Here is an 18,175-nt window from a genome sequence, read left to right as displayed (position 1 = left end):
CCCCGATGGACCCTCTCCTGGCGGGATCAGGGCGCTTCCGGTTTTCCTACCCTGGGTGCATCGACTTGCCGAAATGAGCTTGTGAGAGAGCTTTCCCCAGGGTGTCAAGGTGCGATTCGCAGTTGGTTGCCATGATTCCTTCGATTCACTTGTGTGTCTTTCACGGAACTCTTAGAATCTTTTTAGGAACCACGACAGGAGTACCCGCATGACCGCACGCAGGGCCTCGACCGAGGTCGTCGACGAGCAGTATGCCATCGGCACCGCTCCCGCTCGCCGTTCACTCGGCGATCTAGACCCGATCTTCGATGACACTCTGGTCTCTGTCCAGACTGCGAAGGCATCGTCCTTTTCCTTCGAGCCCGCCGAATCGCTGAACTCGTCGCGCGCGCTCCCCAAGTTTTCCGTCACTGTCCCGGCTTTCCTGCGCAATAGCAGCAAGGTGCAGCGTTCCCTGATGGGTGTCGCAGCCTTCGCTTCTGCCGGGGCTGTGCTGGTGGTCCCACAGGTCGCCAACGCGGAATCCGCTGCGCAACCCAATGTGGACCGTGAGCAAAATGCTTCTATCTCCCGCGACACCGCCCGCCGGGCTCTTCAGGATCCCGCGACGCTGGAGGCAATGAGCGAATCTGGCGCTGCCGCCAATGCCTACCTGTCGGCCGCTGCCGACGCCCAGGCCACTGCTGCCCAGTCCTACGCTTCCCAGCTTGAGGCCGCCAACGCGGCCTTGGCTGCCGGCGACCAGAAGGTTGCCGAGAAGGCGGAGGCTGACCGCAAGGCCGCCGAGAAGGCGGAGGCAGACCGCAAGGCCGCCGAGAAGGCGGAGGCAGACCGCAAGGCTCAGGCCGCTAGCGCGGCTCAAAGCTCCAACACTTCGTCGGGTAACTCGGCCAGCCGCCCGGGCGCCGGAGATGTGACGGTGAGCAACAATGCGGTCGCAGGTGCTGCTTCCTCGGAAGCCGTGCAGACCGCACTCAATGTCGCTATGGCCCAGGTCGGCAAACCCTACGTTTACGGTGCGACTGGCCCGAATGCTTTCGATTGTTCTGGCCTGATGGTCTACTCCTTCAAGCAGGCAGGCATCTCCTTGCCTCGTACTTCCCAGGGGCAGATGAGCGTGGGTAGCGCGGTCTCCCCATCGGCCATGATGCCCGGCGATCTGATCATCTCCTACGGTGGCGGCCACGTCGGCATGTACATCGGTGGGGGCCAGATGGTCCATGCGGCCACCGAGGGTGTCGGGGTCGTAGTTTCCCCAGTTTCCCAGTTCTCGGTCACCACCGTTCGCCGCGTTGGCTGATTCCGGATCTTCTGCGAAGGGCACTCCGATGGGGTGCCCTTCGTCATGTTACGAAGATGTCTACGCCAGCATGTGAAGTGGAACCCGCCAGGGGGAACACCTAGGCTTATGCCATGCGCACTCCGGTTGATCCCACTACTACCCAGGCCTGGTCACGGCTTTCAGAGCTGAAGAATGGGCTGGCCGTCGACTTCCGGACTTGGTTCGCCGACGACCCAGACCGGGCATCCCGGTTCACGGTGCGGGCCGCTGACCTCTTCGCGGATCTGTCGAAAAATTACCTCACCGACGAGGTGCGCGATGCGTTGGTGGCCCTGGCCGAGGAAACCGGTGTGCCCGAACACCGCGATGCAATGTTTGCCGGTGAGCGGATCAACACCACCGAGAACCGTTCCGTGCTGCACACCGCCTTGCGTTTGCCCACCGATGCCCACCTGGAGGTGGAGGGCGTCGATGTTGTGCCCCAGGTGCACGAGGTGCTGGAGCGGATGTATGCCTTCGCCGAGAAGGTGCGCAGCGGCGAATGGGTGGGGGTTACCGGTAAGCCGATTCGTGTGGTGGTGAACATCGGCATTGGCGGGTCCGATCTCGGTCCGGTGATGGTGCACGAGGCCCTCAAGCCCTACAAGACCAGGGGAATCGATGTGCGATTCATCTCGAACATTGATCCTGCGGATATGTACGAGAAGACCCACGACCTCGACCCGGAGACGGTGCTGTTCATCGTCGCATCCAAGACATTCACCACCTTGGAGACGATGACTAATGCCCGCATGGCCCGCAACTGGCTGCTCAATTCGCTGCTGTCCACCGGGGCCATCGAAAACGATGACGATGCCCGGGCCGAGGCGGTACGCCGCCATTTCGTCGCGGTCTCCACCAATCTCACCAAGGTCGCCGACTTCGGCATCGACCCTAGCAATGCTTTCGGATTCTGGGACTGGGTCGGCGGTCGCTATTCGGTGGATTCGGCCGTCGGTCTGGCCGACATCATCGCCTTGGGCCCCGATAACTGGCGCGATTTCCTGGCCGGTTTCCACGCGATGGACGAGCACTTCCGCGCCGCCCCACTGGGCGAGAACCTTCCGGTGCTCATGGGGCTGCTCAACGTCTGGTACGGCGATTTCTACGATGCCCAGTCGCATGCCGTGCTGCCCTACTCGCAGTACCTTCACCGGTTCGCCGCCTATCTGCAGCAGCTCACCATGGAATCTAACGGCAAGCGCACCCGCTGGGATGCCACCTTGGTGACCACCCAGACCGGCGAGGTGTTCTGGGGGGAGCCAGGCACCAATGGTCAGCACGCCTTCTATCAGCTCATCCACCAAGGAACGAAGGTCATTCCGGCTGATTTCATCGCCGTCGCCACTCCAGCGCATGCCCTGCGCGAAGGCGGTGCTGATGTGCATGCCCTGTTCCTATCGAATTTCTTCGCCCAGACCGCGGCGCTGGCCTTCGGGAAGACCGCCGAGGAGGTCCGGGCGGAGGGGACCGCCGAGGAGATCGTTGGGGCTCGGGTGTTCCCCGGCAATAAGCCGACAACCTCGATCATGGCCCCCGAGCTGAGCCCGCGGGTGCTGGGTGAGCTGATCGCCCTCTACGAGCACATCACCTTCGTCCAAGGGGCGGTGTGGGGCATCAATTCCTTCGACCAGTGGGGGGTTGAGCTCGGCAAGAAGCTGGCCGTGGAGATCGCCCCCGCGGTGACCGGCGATGACGAGGCTCTGGCGGCCCAGGATGCATCCACCCGTAACCTCATCGAGTACTACCGGGCCAATCGGCACTGAGGGCCTTCTCTGGGCTCTCGGTGATACCTTCATCGGCTGGGTTTCCCGCCTGCTTGGAGCAGTCTTTTGCCCTTGGGTTTTCCCCGGGTGAGCGAGGCTAGCCGATGGGGTGTGCCGCTTGATGAATGGCTTGCCGCACCGCGTAGGCTCATGGGGTGCGCACTCTTCGTCGGTCCTTCGTGGCCCTGTTGGTATTCGCCCTGCTTGCGGTCGGTGGCCCCTGGGCCTATGTGGTGCTCCGCAGCATGGGATACATCAAGTCGAATCCCAACGAGCTGCCCGTGATGGACGTGGCCTTGGTGATGGGCGCGGCAACCATCAACGATAGCCAGGATCCCTCCCCGTATCTGAAGGCACGACTGGATCGTGCCCTTGAACTGTGGGAGGCGGGACGGATCAGCGTTTTTATCGTCTCCGGCTCCACATCCGACAACGAGACCGCTGTCATGGAGAACTATCTGGTGGCCCATGGGGTGAATCGCGCCGATATCGTCCAAGATGGTCACGGAAATGACTCTTATTCGTCGTGCCTACGTGCGACGAAGGCCTATGGAGTGCGGCAGTTGATTGTCGTGTCGCAGAGCTATCACGTACCGCGCACCGTCGCGACCTGCCGCACCCTTGGCATCAATGCGTGGGGTTATGGCGATGATTCGGTACCTAAGGACGGCACCTGGCGACGTTACGAGCGCCGCGAACTCGGCGCCAATATGAAGGCCGGTGTAGACGTGCTGCTGCGTCGTGACGTTGACGCTTGGGCATACGACGATGCCGTCAGCGAAGCCCTCGCCAGGCACGGCTGAGCGATCAGGTGCTTCCAGTTGATCGCACAGTTTGGCAGGAGCTCTTTTTAGCGTTTGGGGATGTTGCCTTCGAGGTATTGTTTCTTGTCTTTGCGGTCTGCGAGGTTGTGGGAGTTGGCTTCCCAGTGGAGGGTGTGTCCGTCGCTGGTGAAGGTGATGCTGCTGAGGGCGGTTGTATCGATGTGGGGTGAGTTTTGCAGATCGGTGATCGTGGTGGCGATGGTGGTGGAGTCGTAGTCGTTGAGGGCGAAGGGTTCTTGGCCGACGTTGCCAAAGCATATGAGGGGTAGGGGGGTGGTGGGTTGTGTAGTTGATGCTGTGATGCTGGTGTAGCAGGGCTCGCCTTGGGTGTTGACGGTTTCTTCTGGGGTGATGATGATTTGCGAGCGTTGGAGATCGTACTGGATGTGGCTGATGTTGGGTGAACCGAGTAGTTGGGTGACTGCCTGGTCGATGGCGGTGTAGCTTTGCGCGGTGGTGAGGTCGAGGGCGGGGACGACGAATGGCTGACCATTGAGGGTGGTTTTACCCTCAACGGGCTCTTGGCCGTTGAAGCATTCGGCCCAGGTGGCGATGGCTCCCGATGGGGTCGTAGTGGCGTGTGCTTTGGCGGGGGAGCAGTTGTCTTCTTCCTTGGCTGTGGTTTTGGCGAGTTCAGCCAAGGTGTCGATGGAGGGGAAAGCACCCACATCCATCAACATGCCTACAGGAGGATTAAAGGATCCTTGATCGGTGACTTTCCCGTCGTCGTAGGCATAAGAGCTGGTGGTGCCGTTACGGGTCGTACTCACCGACACGGTCTCACCTTTTGTGGCTCCCCCGGCCATGACCTCGATGGCGAAGATCTGGTTGCCGGTGACTGCGGTGATCTCGGCGAGTTGATCTTTCGGGGGTTTGGTTGGTGTGCACCCGGCCAGTGACGCGGTCACCGTCACCGCGGCCGCCATACCGGCTGCTGCCCGAACCACCACTGTCCGATGATGTTGCCGACCCATGACCAAACCCTAATCCATCTACAATCGCACACCAACTCAAACCAACTCCTGCCGTGCACCACACACTTGGCGCACGGCAGGAGTATGTGGTCAGAAGATAGAGTTCTTGCCCCTGACGTCACCGGGAGCGTAACACTGACCGCCGCTATTGTTCACCTCGGTGTCTCCACTGTAGGAGCCATCATTGGTCTGGTTCTGGCGAGCCGAGTTAACCGCTTCTTGGAGGGTTGTACCGATCTGCGTGGATGCCTGAACCCACTTCTGACCTTCGCCCTCCAGCCTGTTTGTGAAATCAATCAACCCACGAACCACGGAATCTACCGAGCACGTGCGCTTGTAGAAATGAAAATCATCCCACCGGGAATCACCGAAATTCTCGAAATCACTTTGGGATGTGGGTGCTTCGTCGGCTATGCCGGTCATGCCTATCTGCCCATCGAACTCTTTGATGAGGGCATCCACGACGGTTGCTTGCACCGACACCAACGCATCCAAAGCATCCCGCGAATTACGGGCTAGTGATTCCAGTGATATAGCCTCGGTGGTGCGGTCGTTGGCATCTTGCCGGTAGGCATCACCCGCATCACCTTGCCAACTTTCGGTCTTGGTGGTCTGGGAATCCTCCACGATCTTGTGTAGATCGGTCATCGCCTTATGCCAGCCGTCATACGGGCTCTGATTCTTGACCGACGCATCGGCCGTCTCGATCCACTTACCAGCCGAACCAGTGCCCCCGCTAGGAGAAAACCCCTCGGGGAAACCCGCCGACATGCCAGCCATCGCCGTGGAACCCACCAGCGAATCCAAATTACGGCACATGCCCTGCTCGGCTTTCAAAAAGTTCGCAGCAGTCGCATCCGCATCGTAGCCATCCGAACACAACGGCCCATCGGCCACCGCCTTGGCATTCTCAACCTCTGCACGGTCATTGGTCAACGCGGTAGAAAACCTAGCGACCAACGCATCCAACACATTCTTCAGATTCTGCCCATCAAAAATCTGAACAACAGTCCCATTCACAGGCGTAAAAGACCCACTGGGAACCTGTGCAGCATGACTGAAATTACTCATTTCTTGGCACTCGCTTTCACTCCAATTTCAGCATTCGCGTCCTCCGTCTGCGCGTAATCAGTCGAAGAACCCGCCAGCTGGGCCGAAGTATTGTTCATGTTATTCGTTGACGAACCAGCATCATTGGCAGCGGTTGTCTCGGCGCTAGTGAAAGCCCCCTTCGGCTGGGCCACCCGCCCATACTGAATTTGACCCTTCAGCTGATCAAGCTGGCTCTTCACCGCGTCCATCTGCTGGCTCAACCCATCCCATGTACCGGCCGACTTGTCAATATCTCCGGGATCAACCTGCACGCCGCCGCCCGGCATGCTACCGCCGCCGCCAGGAATGCCGCCGCCGCCGCCAGGAATGCCGCCACCGCCGCCAGGAATGCCGCCACCGCCGCCCGGCATGCCACCGCCAGGTACATCAACACCTGGGATGCCACCGCCGGAACCGCCACCGCCGGTACCCGGCATACCCGGTACATCAACACCTGGGATGCCACCGCCAGAGCCGCCACCGCCGATACCCGGATTCGGGTCCTTAAGACCGGGGTTAGTGTAGTAATCACCGGACCCAGTACCGTCCACCGGATCGGTCCACGACCCAGTCTTCGGGTCGTACACCTTCCCCGTCACCGGGTTCACATACTTACCCGTCTCCGGATCGTAGGTGCCGAACTTTTCCGCAAAACCCGGATCAGAAGGCGACCATGGCTTACCAGTGGCCGGGTTGATGCCAAACCCGTAGTCCTTGCCGGATGATCCCGCAGCGAGCGTCCCGCCCCCCAGGCCGCCGGTGCCCAGGCCGCTGGCGCCCAGGCCGCTAGCGCCACCAAAGGCTCCACCAGCGCCACCAATCGAACCCAGGCCAGCGGCTTTGCCTGCACCAAGACCGCCCATCCCGGCGCCAGCCGTCGTGCCCATGCCCGCAGCACCGAGCCCGGCGCCCGCAGCGCCAGCACCTGCAGCCTGGGAACCCGCAGCGCCACGGCCCATACCGCCCATCATCGGCGGCATCATTCCCGCTGGCCCACCGGCACCCGATTCCTTGCCACGGGAACTCGGGTTGATCATGCCCTCTTCAAGCTCAAGATCCTCAAGCAGGTCATCAGTCTCGGCGCGATAACCAGACAAGTCACTCTGAGCAGCACGCCTCTGATTCACCGGTTCACCGGACTGCGAATACTCACTCATGTCCACCATCCTTTTCGAAGCTACAGGGGTGATCTCATTATCACCCTCCAGGGGGTCAACCAAAGAGCAGCCGTGGTGCAGCTGCGTGTGGGCATGTAACGTCAGGATGCGAGTCTCGTCGTCAAGTGGGTTTCGAGCACGTGGAAGAATGTGATCATGTCTTCTCTGTCCTCCCAGTTGTCGCAGCGCATCGAGACGGTCACCGGGACCGATCCCGAGCTCCGCCCGGCCACCAAGCCGCAGTTCGGCCACTTCCAATCCAATGTGGCGCTGCGGCTGGCGAAGCAGGAGGGCGTCAACCCGCGGGATGTTGCAGCTCGCATCGTCGCTGATCTCGACCTTGACGACCTGTGCGAGACCCCGGAGATCGCCGGGCCTGGATTCATCAACTTTCGTTTGCGTTCCGGTGTGCTCGCCGCCACCGTTACTGCTCAGCTTGCCGATCCCCGGGCCGGAATCCCGCATACCAGCAAACCTCAGCGGGTGATCATCGACTACTCTTCACCAAACGTCGCCAAGCAGATGCACGTCGGGCACCTGCGCACGACGATCATCGGCGATTGCTTCAACCGGGTACTTACTGCCCTGGGACACACCGTCATTCCGCAGAATCATCTCGGTGACTGGGGCCGTCAGTTCGGGATGCTCATTGAACAGATCGCTGACGAGCACCTTGATCTGACCATCCTTGACCTCGCGGGTGCTGAGGCGCTGTACCGGCGCGCCAACGCGCATCTGGCCTCAGACGAGGGCTTCGCCGCCCGGGCCCGCGCCCGGGTGGTCGCTCTCCAGTCGGGGGACCCAGAAACCCTGGCTGCATGGCATCGGTTGATCGAGATCTCCCTGGCTGGGTTCAACGCTACCTATGCCCGGATGAATGTGCTACTAACCGACGACGACATCGCGGGCGAGTCCTCCTACAACGAGATGTTGCCCGCAATCGCCGGAGATCTTGAAGCCCGTGGCGTGGCCACGATGGACAACGGTGCCCTGGTGGTCTTCGCCGAGGGGTTCGAGGCCCCCGCGATCATCCGCAATTCCGCAGGCGGCTACGGCTATGACATCACCGATCTAGCGGCCATCCGGCACCGGGTCGATACTCTGCACGCCGACCGGATCATCTACGTTACCGATGCCCGTCAGCACCACCACTTCGAGTTGCTCTTCGCAGTCGCCCGGATGGCTGGCTATCTGCCCGCTGGGGTCGTCGCTGAACACGTTGGTTACGGCATGGTGCTCGGTGCCGACGGGACCCCGATCAAAACCCGCGATGGTGGCACCGTGCCCCTCGAATCGCTGCTTGATGCCGCCGAAGAGCATGCCTCCCCGCAGATAGCCCTATCAGCCATCAAATACGCCGATCTGTCGAATTCGCTGCAGAAGGATTATGTCTTCGATGCAGAACGGATGACTCGCACCATTGGAGACACCGGTCCATACCTGCAGTATGCGCACTCGCGGTGTGCCGGAATTCTGGGCGAAGCCCGGGCCCGCGGCATCGATTCCGCAGGAATCGAGGTGCTCGCCGAACCGACCGAACAGGAACTCGCTTTGTGGTTGACCAGGTTTGGGGAGACTGTGCAGGTCGTTGCCGACGAGCTCACTCCGCACAAGCTGTGCATCTACCTGTTCGAACTCGCCACCAAGTTCTCCTCCTTCTACGAGAAGTGCCCGGTGTTGAAATCCGAGGGTGCTGTGCGGGCCTCCCGGCTGGGGCTGGTCGCAGCCACCAAGCAAGTGCTGGCCACCGGATTGGACCTGCTCGGCATTGAGGCACCCGAACGGATGTGAGCCCGTGATGAGCGGCCCCGTTGCCTCGGGGCGGGCGCTCGTCATGTGTGGCGAGGTGGTGGTACCTCGGTCCTCGGGTGGGTGACCGGTCTGCGGTCAGGAGCTCTCCTTGCCTCGGAGGCGAGTGCTCTCGCGGACCAGGAGCCGGGGGCGGATGGGTGCGGTCAGCACCGCTTCCTCACTGTTGGCGAACAGAACCTCCAGGCACCGCGCGCCGAGGGCCTCGAAATCCTGGCGGACGGTGGTCAGCGGCGGGGTGAACTGCTGGGCGAACTCGTGGTCGTCGAAACCCACGATGCTGACGTCATCGGGAACTCGTACCCCTGCCTCCGAGAAGGCCCTCATCATCCCGAGCGCCATGAGGTCGGAGGCAGCGAACACCGCATCCGGTAACCCCTGTTCGAGCAGTCGGACTCCCGCGTCGTAACCGCTCTGACCGGTCCATGTGCCGAAGATGGGATCCGGCACCCGAAGACCGTGGTCCTCGCAGTCCACCACGAGGAGCGGTTGTGGACCAGTCTCATCCTGAGGTTCGACGAGAACCTCAAGGTGGTGTCCATCACGACCGCCGATCCCAGTCTCGTGGACGTCACGGGGAGTCGCGACGAGGTGGTCGAACGTCTGGTCAGGTTCGCCGAGGACCGTGACGGTACCGTTCGACTGGTGGTCGACGCCACTTTGGACGCAGCACGCGCCTTCCTGGCTGCGACCGACAAGGAATCGGTCATCGCTGAGTTGGGCAGTGCCTTCAGGGTGAGCCAGCGCTGATTCCGGGAAGCAGGGGGTGGGGCCGAGCACGACTCGGTCCCACCCCCCTGTGCTATCCGCACCGGGGCTGCCGTACCTGGGGCAGCCCCGGTGAACATCTCTGCGTGAGGTGTACTGAGCACCATCGCCCCCCTGCCACAGTCCAGGTGTGGACAGGAGGGCGATGCAGTCGCGGGCCCGCGTGAGGTGTCAGGCCCGCTCGGCTGCGGCATCCATGGCGTTCGCTGCCGAGCCGATGATGCCTGCCCGGTTGAACAGTTTGGCCACCGTGATCGGGGTTTCCACTTCGATGAGCGGGATGAAGTTCTGGTGTTCCTTAGACACCCCGCCGCCAATGACGATGAGGTCGGGGCGCAGCAGCTTCTCAATCTCCTGGTAGTAGCGGGTCAGGCGTCGTGCCCACCGCTTGAAACTCAGCTTCTCCCGTGATTTCGCTCCCGAGGAGGCCTTGAGTTCGGCATCGGCGCCGTCGATCTCGATGTGTCCGAGCTCGGTGTTGGGGATGAGTTCACCGTTCCACAGCAGGGCGCTGCCGATACCGGTGCCTAGCGGGGTCACCACGACCAACCCAGGAACGCCTTTTGCGGCTCCCCAGCGGACCTCCGCCAGGCCGGCTGCGTCGGCGTCGTTCACCAATTCGACCTTGCGCCCGAGCTTCTTGGTGAACAAGTCGTCGGCGTTGATGCCCACCCACGAGGAGTCGAGATTCGCCATGTATTTGACGACGTTGTGCACCACCGGACCGGGAATAGCTACTCCTACGGGGTTATCGCCGATCTCCTCTGCGAAGTGTTCGACCAGCTCCGCCACGACCGCGGCGCAGTTCTTCGGGGTCGCCTTCTTCGGAGTGGGAATGCGTACCCGCTCACTGGCGAGTTTGCCGGTGACGACGTCCACTGGGGCACCCTTGATGCCCGATCCGCCGATATCGATACCCAGTACGTTGTCAGTGTGGGAACTCATACGGCAATCCTAGACATAGCGATGTCATCGTATTCACCCGCGTCCCTGTTCGTCGGCGTCGGTGTGTGACGGTGGGGGATTGACAGGTTCCCAGGGCATCGAAGGCGTGCCAGGCTCGGGCTCGGTGGGAACCGTAACGGCAGCCCGGGGATGGGCGTCGGTGCCCAGCCCCAGCCAGCTCGGACCATGCCGCCTGGCGGTGCGCATCAGGTCCAGCTCGGTGATCGCGAGATTTCGGGCGATGTCGGCCTGTAGATGCCGGGCGACGACGTCTACCGGTCCCGGGGTGGTGTGGGCCTGCACGCTGGCCAGCCCCAGCATTCGCTGAACCACGCCCTGACGCAGTCGTACGGATTGCACCCTGGCGTGCGGGACGATTGAGGTCGTGGGGTGCAGCCACCCATGGTGGGCAACCAGGACATCGGCGTTGGAACCCCACCACAGCCGGTGTCCGTCGAACCAGCGGATGCGCCGAGCACGCGACGGGGAGGGATTGTGGGGAACAGCGGAAAGATCGAAACCAGGCCATAGGGCACCAATGACTTTGGGAACCTCTTCGGCGGTACCCACCGGCAGCAGCACGTCGGCCTTCAGCTGATTGCCCTCCACGTGCATCCCTACCATGTCTAGCCGGACCCGATACCAGCCGAATGCACGCCACAGAATGGGCTGGGTGATAGAGATTGCCTGTACCCGGTTGCGTGGAATGGTCTGGGAGACCAGCGAGGTGAGCCCCGCGGAAGTGCGCAGTGAGCCAGTGGAAGTGACCAGCAGGTTGAAGTTCCACTCGTTGCGCACTCGTGCCACGATGTATTGGATGACGCCCGCTGCCGACGGCAGCACTGCGGATGCGACCACTCCGAGCACTCCGAAACTCCTGGTCACCACAACCAGGATGATGCCTACGGTGCACATCACCAACAGGATCACCGTTCCCCAGGTGGCGATCAGCGAGGCCACCAGACGCCCGGCGGGGATGGCGATAACGCTCCGGTCGGTCGCTGAGCGGTCGTGGAATATGTCGCCCACCTCGACTGCGGACGATTCGGCCATCGTCACCGATGCCCCCGACGCGCGATGCATCAGGTAGTCGCGCATCTCGTAGGCGCGCTTGCGGGAAAGGTATTCGATCTTTGGCGGTCTGTTTCCCGAACCGACATCAATGTGCACTGCTGCCAGCCCCATCAGCCGGGGGATGAACGCTTGCTGGACATCGACCGACTGGATCTTGGTGAAGGCGATCCGCTCCGAGCGCTTCGAGATGAAATTGTGCTCAATGCGTAGTTGCTCGTCGCTGACGACGAAGCGGGTGAACCGCCACTGCAGCCAGCCCACTGCCAACCCCAGTAGCAGGGCGACGATGATCACCCCGAGGATCACCCAGATGTACTGGGCTACGTCGAGATTGATGCTGCGAAGCTGGCCGAACTGCTGGCTGGCGACGCCGATCAGGACCACCAGGCCCAGCCAGGATTTGGCCAGGGGAGTCAGCGGGTGGGGGCGCTCGGCGACTTCGTCTGCCGGTGGGATGTTGCTGGGATCGGGGGCGGTGCTCACAGTCCCGCCGCCTGGGTCTCGCCGCGTTCGGTGAGCCGGTCGCGCAGCCGGGCCGCGTCGCCGGGATCAAGGCCGGGGATCACGGCATCCGATTGGGCGGATGCCGTGACGAGCTTCACCGAGGCCACCTTGAAGATTCGTTGCAGTGGTCCGGCCTCGACCTCCACCGCCTGCATCCGGCCATAGGGGACGACGGTCATCCGCTGGATCCACACCCCGGATCGGATGTATAGATCGGTATCTCGCTCGGCGAAACCCCAGGCCCGGAAGATCACCGGCTGGCGTATCAGCCGCCAGATTATGACCGCAACCCCCACCGCCGTCACCACGAGGCAGATGATGGTTGGGGCTCCGATGATCCACAACGGAACGGCGGCCACTGCGGCCAGCAGACCCCAGCCGATGGCAGCGCCCAACCGGCGCTGGGTCAGATACCTGGGCGATAAAGAAATCCAGGTCTCGGTCGGGGGGCAGAAGAGATCGGCGCTCATGAGTCCATTCTCCCGTATCCGGAGTGGGTTCATCTACCGTGATTTCCTGGAAAACACCGGTTCTCATCGCCGACTGGTTGGTGATTCGCCGTGGCCACAATGATGGTGAGGCTCGGATGGGTGGTTTTGCGATGAAGGCTCAGAATTTTCCGTTGATGCGGTCTAGAAGACTGATCTTGGGGCCGCGGATGGCGACGCTGCTCATCACCAACATCCCACGAAGAACCAGCTTCGGCATGCCGGGATTGGGGCGCCCGAGGTTCTTCGTCGTCACTTCACCCATGATCGGGTTCGAGTCGTCGATGACGGTCAGTCCCGCGGGGGTGAAGATCTTCAAAGTTCCCATGATCAGACGCAGGTCGATGATGACCTCGGGAGAGGTGAAGGTCGCATCAGTGAAGTCGAGGATCGCGGTGCCCATGAACGTGGAAACGTTGAGGGTTTCGGGAACGACCCACTCGCCCTCGTATTTCTTGGTGGCCAGGATGGGGAACAGATTCGAGGAGACGGTCGCGACCGCGCCGGGGACTACCCGGGTGGCCAGTGCCTGGTTGTCTGCCCGGTGCTGGTCCTGCACCTCGCTGAGGGCGAGGGCCTCATCCTGCGGCTCCGGGGCGAAGGCCGGCTGCTGGAAGGTCGGATTCTCGTCGTTCATACCTTGATTGTTCCACTGTGAGGAGCACAAAGGGTATTGGGGGTATCCCCTAGTGTCGTCGCAGGGACAGAAAGTGATGTGGGGTGGCATCGGCCAGGCGTTATGCGCACCCGTCGTCTGGCCGATGCCTTCGGTCTCAGGCCAAAACGGTGAGTGCCGCGTCGTAGTCCGGTTCCTGGGTGGTCTCGGGAACCTGCTCGCTGTGGATGACGATGCCGTTCTCGTCGAGCACGACGACGGCCCGCGACAGCAGCCCGGTCAGCGGTCCGGAGGTGAAGGTGACTCCGTAGTCATCGCCAAAGCTGGAGTTGAAGGCGGAGCCGGTTACGACGTTCTCGATGCCCTCGTTGGTGCAGAAGCGGGCGGCTGCGAAGGGTAGATCCTTCGAGACGGTGACGACGACGGTGTTGTCCAGCGCGGCGGCGGCCTCGTTGAATTTGCGGGTGGAAGTGGCGCAGACACCAGTGTCGAGGGATGGGAAGATCGACAAGATGACGCGCTTGCCGGCGAAGCTGGCTTTGGTGATAGGGGCAAGATCGACCCCAACCAGGGTGAAGTCCGGAGCGGCGGAGCCCAAGGTGGGCAGTTCGCCGACGGTGGTGACGGGATCGTTGTGCAAGGTGATGTTTGCCATGGCCCCATTGTCATGGTTTCCTCCCGGGAATCCCAATGCCTGCCCGGAGGTGTCACGGATCATGCTCTGGGTGAAGACCGATCGCAGGCGGCAAGATGCACCTGTGGCCTGGTGTATGTCGCCACGCGGTGCATGCTGCGGGTGTCCGCCGGGAGCATTACTCTTGATCGTGACGGTGCTTCTTCGGGCGGCCCGTCGTTGACCGGTCGAGGTTCGGGAGGTGTCGACGGTAATGATGATCTGGGAAGAAGACACCTTCGATGACGTTCTCAAGGCTCCCACCGGAGGGCCCGTCGAACAGCCTGACGAGGAAGACGATCTTCCCCTCGACGGCGGAATCGGTGATGAGCGTGGGCTGGTGAGGATCTGGGCCGACGAGCAAGGGCACTTGGAGCGGGTGAGGATCTCCAAGAACTGGGCCCGCAAACTGAACGGCACGCCGCTGGAGGTCTCTTTTCTGGAGGTTTTCGTTGCGTTGAACAACCAGCACGCCCCCAACGGAGTACAGATGCCACCGCCCCCCGAGTTGCCCCCTTCGACCAAGAAATGGCGTTTCGACTGGGACACCTTGGCGGGCTGGCAGACCGAGGGCGATGAGATCGCCCGTCGCGCAGAGCAGATCAGCGACATCCGCCCGTCGCAGTGGGTCGGGGAGGAAGTGACGGGGGATGCTTACAACAATCGGATCGTCGTGACTCTCGACGTGCACGGTCGGCCGGCCCGGGTTGACTTCGATCCCAGTTGGATGGCCACGCTGCCGACTGCCAAAGACCTGCAGCATGGGGTGCTGCGGGCATACGGGATGGCCTGCGAGAAGCATCGCCCCCCCGTCGTCGATCTCGGCGATCTTGAGCTGTTCGAGCAACAGGGGATGCAACTGGTGCAACAGATCCTCTCGCCAGACACGGAGGAGACCAATTGAGACCTTGCAAGTGGTTGATCTGACCCCCACGGTGGGTATGAAAGATATGTAACTAGTCGAGTACAGAAATGAGGGTGGTTCAGCGTGACTGATGGCAGACCCCGGCGCACCTCCGGGGATGAAAGTGCGCATCTGCTCGGCGATGTCAGCGGAAAAACCGGCGCTGACGAAGAGAATCGCATACCAAAAGCTGGTGTGGGTGGCTATCGTGAAGACACCGACGACAGCGTGAAGAAGTCTGAGATCCGTCAGGCGCCGATGGTCATGGTGCCCAGGGGCACTGCAGGGGCAGCTGCCGGAGCCGGCGGTATGATGATGCCCCCGATGATGGGCATGGGCCGCGGCATGGGCACGGAATCTGCTGCATCTGCAGCTTCTGGCCTTGTTACGCGGGGAAACAACATGTCGGTTTCCGGGGGTGCCTTCGGGTCTGTTCCTGGAAGGGCCGATCTTCAGGGTTCCACGATGGCAGCCGGCAGTACTCCGGATTTCGGCAGTTCCTACTACGGAGGTGCTGGTACCTCTGATCCTGCAGACATCGCGGTCTCTGACAAGGCCACCGGGGACACCGATAAGACCACCGCCACCGCAGGTGGGGCAGCCGCGATGAAGGGCGATATCCAGGTAGGGGCCGATTCCCTGGAGCGGGCAACCCGGCAGTGGCAGGATTTCGGCGATGAACTGGACGAGATCCTGGACGTCGTCAGTGCCCGCAGTGGTGACGTCGGGTTCGGCAAGGTCATTCAGCCGAAGCCCGCCTACGAGGAACTCGCGGCGACTGCCAAGACCTCTATCGCACAGGTCACCGATGGCTTCGGGAGATCCTCTCAGCAGCTTTACTCCACGCTTGGCGCCTACCGTGCCACCGAGGAGGACAATGTGCATAAGATCAAGGGGATTGTGGGATGACCGGAGTCAGGAAAGCCGTCCGTCTGCCTGACGGGAAAACATATCAGGTTGTCGATGACGAGTGTTTGGAGAACGACCTCGCAGACTTGATGCAACTTGCGCGTACCGCTATGGATAACGACGCCCGGGAACTGCAGTGTGCACGGGCCGCGTGCCAGCACAAGTTTGCCCGGAACTTACTGTTGCTGGCTCATGCGGACCGTTGCGAGAAGATTCACGAAGAAGCCACCCACTGCTTCTCCCTCTTGGGTGAGGAGATGAAGATGTGGATCACGACTGCCGGGTGCATCGTGGGGAATCTTTCGGGTCCGGCTCTGCACTGGCACAAGGTTTCGTCCCGACTGGGCGAGGTGAGCTCCCGGGTCGACGATGTGATGCTTCCCGATTGGCAGTCTCAAGGTGCTACCAGCTACCGGGCCATCGCCCAGCGGCGTCGTGAGGAGTCTGAGATGCTGGCCAAACTGGCCGCGCAGGCCAGGGACTCGGTCATCGACATCTCCCTGCTGCAGGCGATGCTCAGCGAGAAAATTCACCAGGTCTTTCTTACCCAGATTGGCACCTCGGGCAACAATGGCTCGAAGCTTCCCGGACGCAGGGGCCGGGTGAATGCCTATCTCGAACTGGACGAAGACAACATGCGTGTCGCCTTCATGAGGATGTCGGTGATCCAGTTGCTCGCCTTCCCGTTCTACCGTCGTACGTCGTTGATCATGCAGTTTGCCCGATTGGTGTCCGGGGTACTGGATGGGCTCGACAAGGATCACAGGGGCTGGCAATCGAAGGCTCAGGCAGTTGCCGCAGAGATACGCAGCACCAGCCAGAATGTCAGGTTCAAGGAGCACGATCACTCGGCGCAGCATGATCGATCTCGGGGACATTACTCAGGAGGAGCCGTCGGCGGGGCGGCATCGTCTGGGCCCGGGAGGACCAGCGAAGGCGGGTATCCGTCTGCGTCACCACGTGGCGGGGCAAGTCAGGTCAGGAGGACTCAGCCTCTGTGAGGCTGAGTCTGATTCCGCTGGTGGGGCGACCCCATGCACAGTGACCGCACCGGTGAGCGCGTCAGGTGCTCTGAGCGTTCTCCGGTGCGCGGCTTTGGCGTTGGGTTCACTCTCCAGCGCGGGCTTGTTCTGCTGCCCGGGCTGCTTCTTTGATCCGTTTTCCCTGCTCGTCAGCTGCCCGGGTCCGGATGGTCCGTGTACGGATCCGTAGACGGTTGAATTCGTCGGCGGGGATGGAGCCGACCATCTGGAGAGCCAACGAATTCTGCGGCAGGCCCTGGATTGTGTCGAGTTCGGCGATCCACTTGTCGGCTGTACCGATCAGCCTGGCCAGCTGCTCGTCGCTCATGGAGCCGATGTCTGCAGGGCTGTAGGATTGCGCGTCGTTGTTGATCCTGGCCACGGCTGCCGCGGGGGTACATGACAGCTGAGGATCATGGATTCCGCGGTGGGCTGCTTTGGCCTCGCCTTCGCGTTTTTTCACCGCGTCGAGCCACTCGGTGTCTCCCCCATTGAAAACTGCTATCCCGTGTCCTTGGGCCGTGACCAGCTCATTCACTGAGGCCTGGTTCTTGGTTCGAAACACCATGGCCAGCAGTTGACCCTGGTCATCGATTGTGGTGCCACCTGTTCTGAGCTGTACCGGGGTACCGGCAGGGAGCTCGGATTCCAAGTACTGCTTGGCTTGCTCGGACCCGCAGTTCTCGAATGGGATCTCGCTGCCGGGCTCTGGAGCATCGACGCCGAGTAACTGCACTCGGAGAGACTCCCCATGCTGATCGTGCACCACGATGGTGTCACCGTCGATGACGTGGTCGACGGTGTGGATCTCGGTGGGCGACAACAGCACCACGAGAGCGGTGACCGATGCCGCGACCACGATTACCGAACCTGCCACAACGCGCTTGAGCCTAGTGCGCATGAATACCCCGTTTCCCCAATACGGTGCTGTATCTTATGGGACCGCTTGTCAGGAGGGAAATTGGGGAGTGTGACGGATGCCTGCCGTGGTATCCGGAAGGGTTCCGCTGATGCGGAAGGAGATCGCGGGACGCGAATCACGCTCCCAAGCAACCACGCCCCAGCCGTATCGTCAGCTCAGCAGCAGCGGGCCTGGACGTTGGCGTCGTCGAAGTCGGCCTTGGCCCGCCACCATTCGCGTGCGCTCATTGGCTCATGGTCCGGGTGGTCACGGCGGTGACGTTCCACGTAGCGGTCGTAGGCTGACTCTCCCGTGAAGTCGCGCCACAGGGCGCGGGCGTGGGCCAGCCGTATCCTGAATCGCAGCAATACACCCGCCGACTCGCCCGGCTTTGGATCCACGGATTGTTTACGATTTGCCGAGACCAT

Annotated in this window: 19 protein-coding genes; 8 read left to right on the top strand and 11 right to left on the bottom strand. The window is 61.8% G+C overall.

Translation table 11 applies throughout. The features are described from left to right. Positions 1 to 208: 208 nt before the first annotated feature. From HMPREF1531_RS12720 to HMPREF1531_RS02520, 3 genes are all read left to right on the top strand, one after another. Positions 209 to 1,300 carry a C40 family peptidase gene (locus HMPREF1531_RS12720; protein WP_016668324.1) on the top strand — a complete coding sequence of 364 codons (1,092 nt, stop codon included), beginning with the start codon at positions 209 to 211 and terminating at the stop codon, positions 1,298 to 1,300. Positions 1,301 to 1,413: 113 nt separating this feature from the next. Continuing rightward, entirely contained in the window at positions 1,414 to 3,087 is a 1,674-nt protein-coding gene (gene pgi / locus HMPREF1531_RS02525) for a glucose-6-phosphate isomerase (protein WP_016668323.1), read from the top strand. Positions 3,088 to 3,242: 155 nt separating this feature from the next. Next, positions 3,243 to 3,890, top strand: a complete 648-nt coding sequence (locus HMPREF1531_RS02520; protein WP_016668322.1) for a SanA/YdcF family protein — start codon at positions 3,243 to 3,245, stop codon at positions 3,888 to 3,890. 47 nt (positions 3,891 to 3,937) lie between these two features. Here HMPREF1531_RS02520 and HMPREF1531_RS02515 read toward each other — a convergent pair whose 3' ends face one another. The 3 genes from HMPREF1531_RS02515 to HMPREF1531_RS13515 form a co-directional block, all read right to left on the bottom strand. Further along, complete coding sequence (locus HMPREF1531_RS02515; RefSeq protein WP_016668321.1) at positions 3,938 to 4,885, bottom strand: hypothetical protein; 948 nt, start codon at positions 4,883 to 4,885, stop codon at positions 3,938 to 3,940. Between the two features lie 90 nt (positions 4,886 to 4,975). Continuing rightward, positions 4,976 to 5,821 carry a hypothetical protein gene (locus tag HMPREF1531_RS02510; RefSeq protein ID WP_232210212.1) on the bottom strand — a complete coding sequence of 282 codons (846 nt, stop codon included), beginning with the start codon at positions 5,819 to 5,821 and terminating at the stop codon, positions 4,976 to 4,978. 131 nt (positions 5,822 to 5,952) lie between these two features. Next, positions 5,953 to 7,134: a hypothetical protein gene (locus HMPREF1531_RS13515; RefSeq protein WP_016668319.1), complete on the bottom strand. Its 1,182-nt coding sequence runs from the start codon at positions 7,132 to 7,134 to the stop codon at positions 5,953 to 5,955. Between the two features lie 156 nt (positions 7,135 to 7,290). On the opposite strand from HMPREF1531_RS13515, the gene argS reads away from it, so the two are divergent. Next, on the top strand, positions 7,291 to 8,925 hold the full coding sequence (gene argS / locus HMPREF1531_RS02500; RefSeq protein ID WP_016668318.1) for an arginine--tRNA ligase: 1,635 nt from the start codon (positions 7,291 to 7,293) through the stop codon (positions 8,923 to 8,925). Positions 8,926 to 9,021: 96 nt separating this feature from the next. Here the strand turns inward: argS and HMPREF1531_RS14055 are convergent, their stop codons facing one another. After that, positions 9,022 to 9,393 (bottom strand): substrate-binding domain-containing protein, encoded by a 372-nt coding sequence (locus HMPREF1531_RS14055; protein WP_016668317.1) that lies wholly within the window; start codon positions 9,391 to 9,393, stop codon positions 9,022 to 9,024. Between the two features lie 9 nt (positions 9,394 to 9,402). On the opposite strand from HMPREF1531_RS14055, the gene HMPREF1531_RS14050 reads away from it, so the two are divergent. Continuing rightward, entirely contained in the window at positions 9,403 to 9,693 is a 291-nt protein-coding gene (locus HMPREF1531_RS14050; RefSeq protein WP_016668316.1) for a hypothetical protein, read from the top strand. A 189-nt stretch (positions 9,694 to 9,882) separates the two neighbouring features. On the opposite strand, the gene ppgK is transcribed toward HMPREF1531_RS14050, so the two are convergent. The 5 genes from ppgK to tpx all read right to left on the bottom strand — a co-directional run bounded on the left by ppgK (position 9,883) and on the right by tpx (position 13,993). Then, positions 9,883 to 10,656 carry a polyphosphate--glucose phosphotransferase gene (gene ppgK / locus HMPREF1531_RS02485; RefSeq protein ID WP_016668315.1) on the bottom strand — a complete coding sequence of 258 codons (774 nt, stop codon included), beginning with the start codon at positions 10,654 to 10,656 and terminating at the stop codon, positions 9,883 to 9,885. A gap of 33 nt (positions 10,657 to 10,689) precedes the next feature. Beyond that, positions 10,690 to 12,213 carry a PH domain-containing protein gene (locus HMPREF1531_RS02480; protein ID WP_016668314.1) on the bottom strand — a complete coding sequence of 508 codons (1,524 nt, stop codon included), beginning with the start codon at positions 12,211 to 12,213 and terminating at the stop codon, positions 10,690 to 10,692. After that, on the bottom strand, positions 12,210 to 12,704 hold the full coding sequence (locus tag HMPREF1531_RS02475) for a PH domain-containing protein (RefSeq protein WP_016668313.1): 495 nt from the start codon (positions 12,702 to 12,704) through the stop codon (positions 12,210 to 12,212). Before HMPREF1531_RS02475 ends, HMPREF1531_RS02480 begins: the two co-directional genes overlap by 4 nt. 139 nt (positions 12,705 to 12,843) lie before the next feature. After that, positions 12,844 to 13,359 (bottom strand): LiaF domain-containing protein, encoded by a 516-nt coding sequence (locus HMPREF1531_RS02470; protein ID WP_016668312.1) that lies wholly within the window; start codon positions 13,357 to 13,359, stop codon positions 12,844 to 12,846. A 136-nt stretch (positions 13,360 to 13,495) separates the two neighbouring features. Then, positions 13,496 to 13,993, bottom strand: coding sequence for a thiol peroxidase (tpx, locus tag HMPREF1531_RS02465; protein ID WP_036898098.1), 498 nt, complete (start codon positions 13,991 to 13,993; stop codon positions 13,496 to 13,498). 220 nt (positions 13,994 to 14,213) lie between these two features. Between tpx and HMPREF1531_RS02460 the strand changes: the two genes are divergently transcribed. The 3 genes from HMPREF1531_RS02460 (at position 14,214) to HMPREF1531_RS02450 (ending at position 16,825) form a co-directional block, all read left to right on the top strand. Then, positions 14,214 to 14,915: a hypothetical protein gene (locus tag HMPREF1531_RS02460; RefSeq protein WP_156860146.1), complete on the top strand. Its 702-nt coding sequence runs from the start codon at positions 14,214 to 14,216 to the stop codon at positions 14,913 to 14,915. Between the two features lie 84 nt (positions 14,916 to 14,999). Beyond that, entirely contained in the window at positions 15,000 to 15,824 is an 825-nt protein-coding gene (locus HMPREF1531_RS02455; protein ID WP_016668309.1) for a hypothetical protein, read from the top strand. Continuing rightward, entirely contained in the window at positions 15,821 to 16,825 is a 1,005-nt protein-coding gene (locus HMPREF1531_RS02450) for a hypothetical protein (protein WP_016668308.1), read from the top strand. Before HMPREF1531_RS02455 ends, HMPREF1531_RS02450 begins: the two co-directional genes overlap by 4 nt. Positions 16,826 to 16,931: 106 nt before the next feature. Here the strand turns inward: HMPREF1531_RS02450 and HMPREF1531_RS12710 are convergent, their stop codons facing one another. Both HMPREF1531_RS12710 and HMPREF1531_RS02440 read right to left on the bottom strand, forming a co-directional pair. Further along, complete coding sequence (locus HMPREF1531_RS12710) at positions 16,932 to 17,747, bottom strand: thermonuclease family protein (protein ID WP_016668307.1); 816 nt, start codon at positions 17,745 to 17,747, stop codon at positions 16,932 to 16,934. A gap of 176 nt (positions 17,748 to 17,923) precedes the next feature. After that, entirely contained in the window at positions 17,924 to 18,175 is a 252-nt protein-coding gene (locus HMPREF1531_RS02440; protein WP_198010969.1) for a YbdD/YjiX family protein, read from the bottom strand.

The organism is Propionibacterium sp. oral taxon 192 str. F0372 (genome assembly GCF_000413315.1).
Classification (GTDB): Bacteria; Actinomycetota; Actinomycetes; order Propionibacteriales; family Propionibacteriaceae; genus Brooklawnia.
The sequence above is the reverse complement of the archived record's forward strand: the minus strand, read 5'-3'. Positions and strand labels throughout refer to the sequence as shown.

Excerpts from the sequence above, each read along its gene's own strand:
- HMPREF1531_RS13515 (WP_016668319.1), bottom strand. The coding sequence starts at position 7,134 with ATGAGTGAGTATTCGCAGTCCGGTGAACCGGTGAATCAGAGGCGTGCT.
- HMPREF1531_RS02515 (WP_016668321.1), bottom strand. The coding sequence starts at position 4,885 with ATGGGTCGGCAACATCATCGGACAGTGGTGGTTCGGGCAGCAGCCGGT.
- pgi (WP_016668323.1), top strand. The coding sequence starts at position 1,414 with ATGCGCACTCCGGTTGATCCCACTACTACCCAGGCCTGGTCACGGCTT.
- HMPREF1531_RS02440 (WP_198010969.1), bottom strand. The coding sequence starts at position 18,175 with ATGGTCTCGGCAAATCGTAAACAATCCGTGGATCCAAAGCCGGGCGAG.
- HMPREF1531_RS02450 (WP_016668308.1), top strand. The coding sequence starts at position 15,821 with ATGACCGGAGTCAGGAAAGCCGTCCGTCTGCCTGACGGGAAAACATAT.
- HMPREF1531_RS12710 (WP_016668307.1), bottom strand. The coding sequence starts at position 17,747 with ATGCGCACTAGGCTCAAGCGCGTTGTGGCAGGTTCGGTAATCGTGGTC.
- tpx (WP_036898098.1), bottom strand. The coding sequence starts at position 13,993 with ATGGCAAACATCACCTTGCACAACGATCCCGTCACCACCGTCGGCGAA.
- ppgK (WP_016668315.1), bottom strand. The coding sequence starts at position 10,656 with ATGAGTTCCCACACTGACAACGTACTGGGTATCGATATCGGCGGATCG.
- argS (WP_016668318.1), top strand. The coding sequence starts at position 7,291 with ATGTCTTCTCTGTCCTCCCAGTTGTCGCAGCGCATCGAGACGGTCACC.
- HMPREF1531_RS12720 (WP_016668324.1), top strand. The coding sequence starts at position 209 with ATGACCGCACGCAGGGCCTCGACCGAGGTCGTCGACGAGCAGTATGCC.
- HMPREF1531_RS02470 (WP_016668312.1), bottom strand. The coding sequence starts at position 13,359 with ATGAACGACGAGAATCCGACCTTCCAGCAGCCGGCCTTCGCCCCGGAG.
- HMPREF1531_RS02475 (WP_016668313.1), bottom strand. The coding sequence starts at position 12,704 with ATGAGCGCCGATCTCTTCTGCCCCCCGACCGAGACCTGGATTTCTTTA.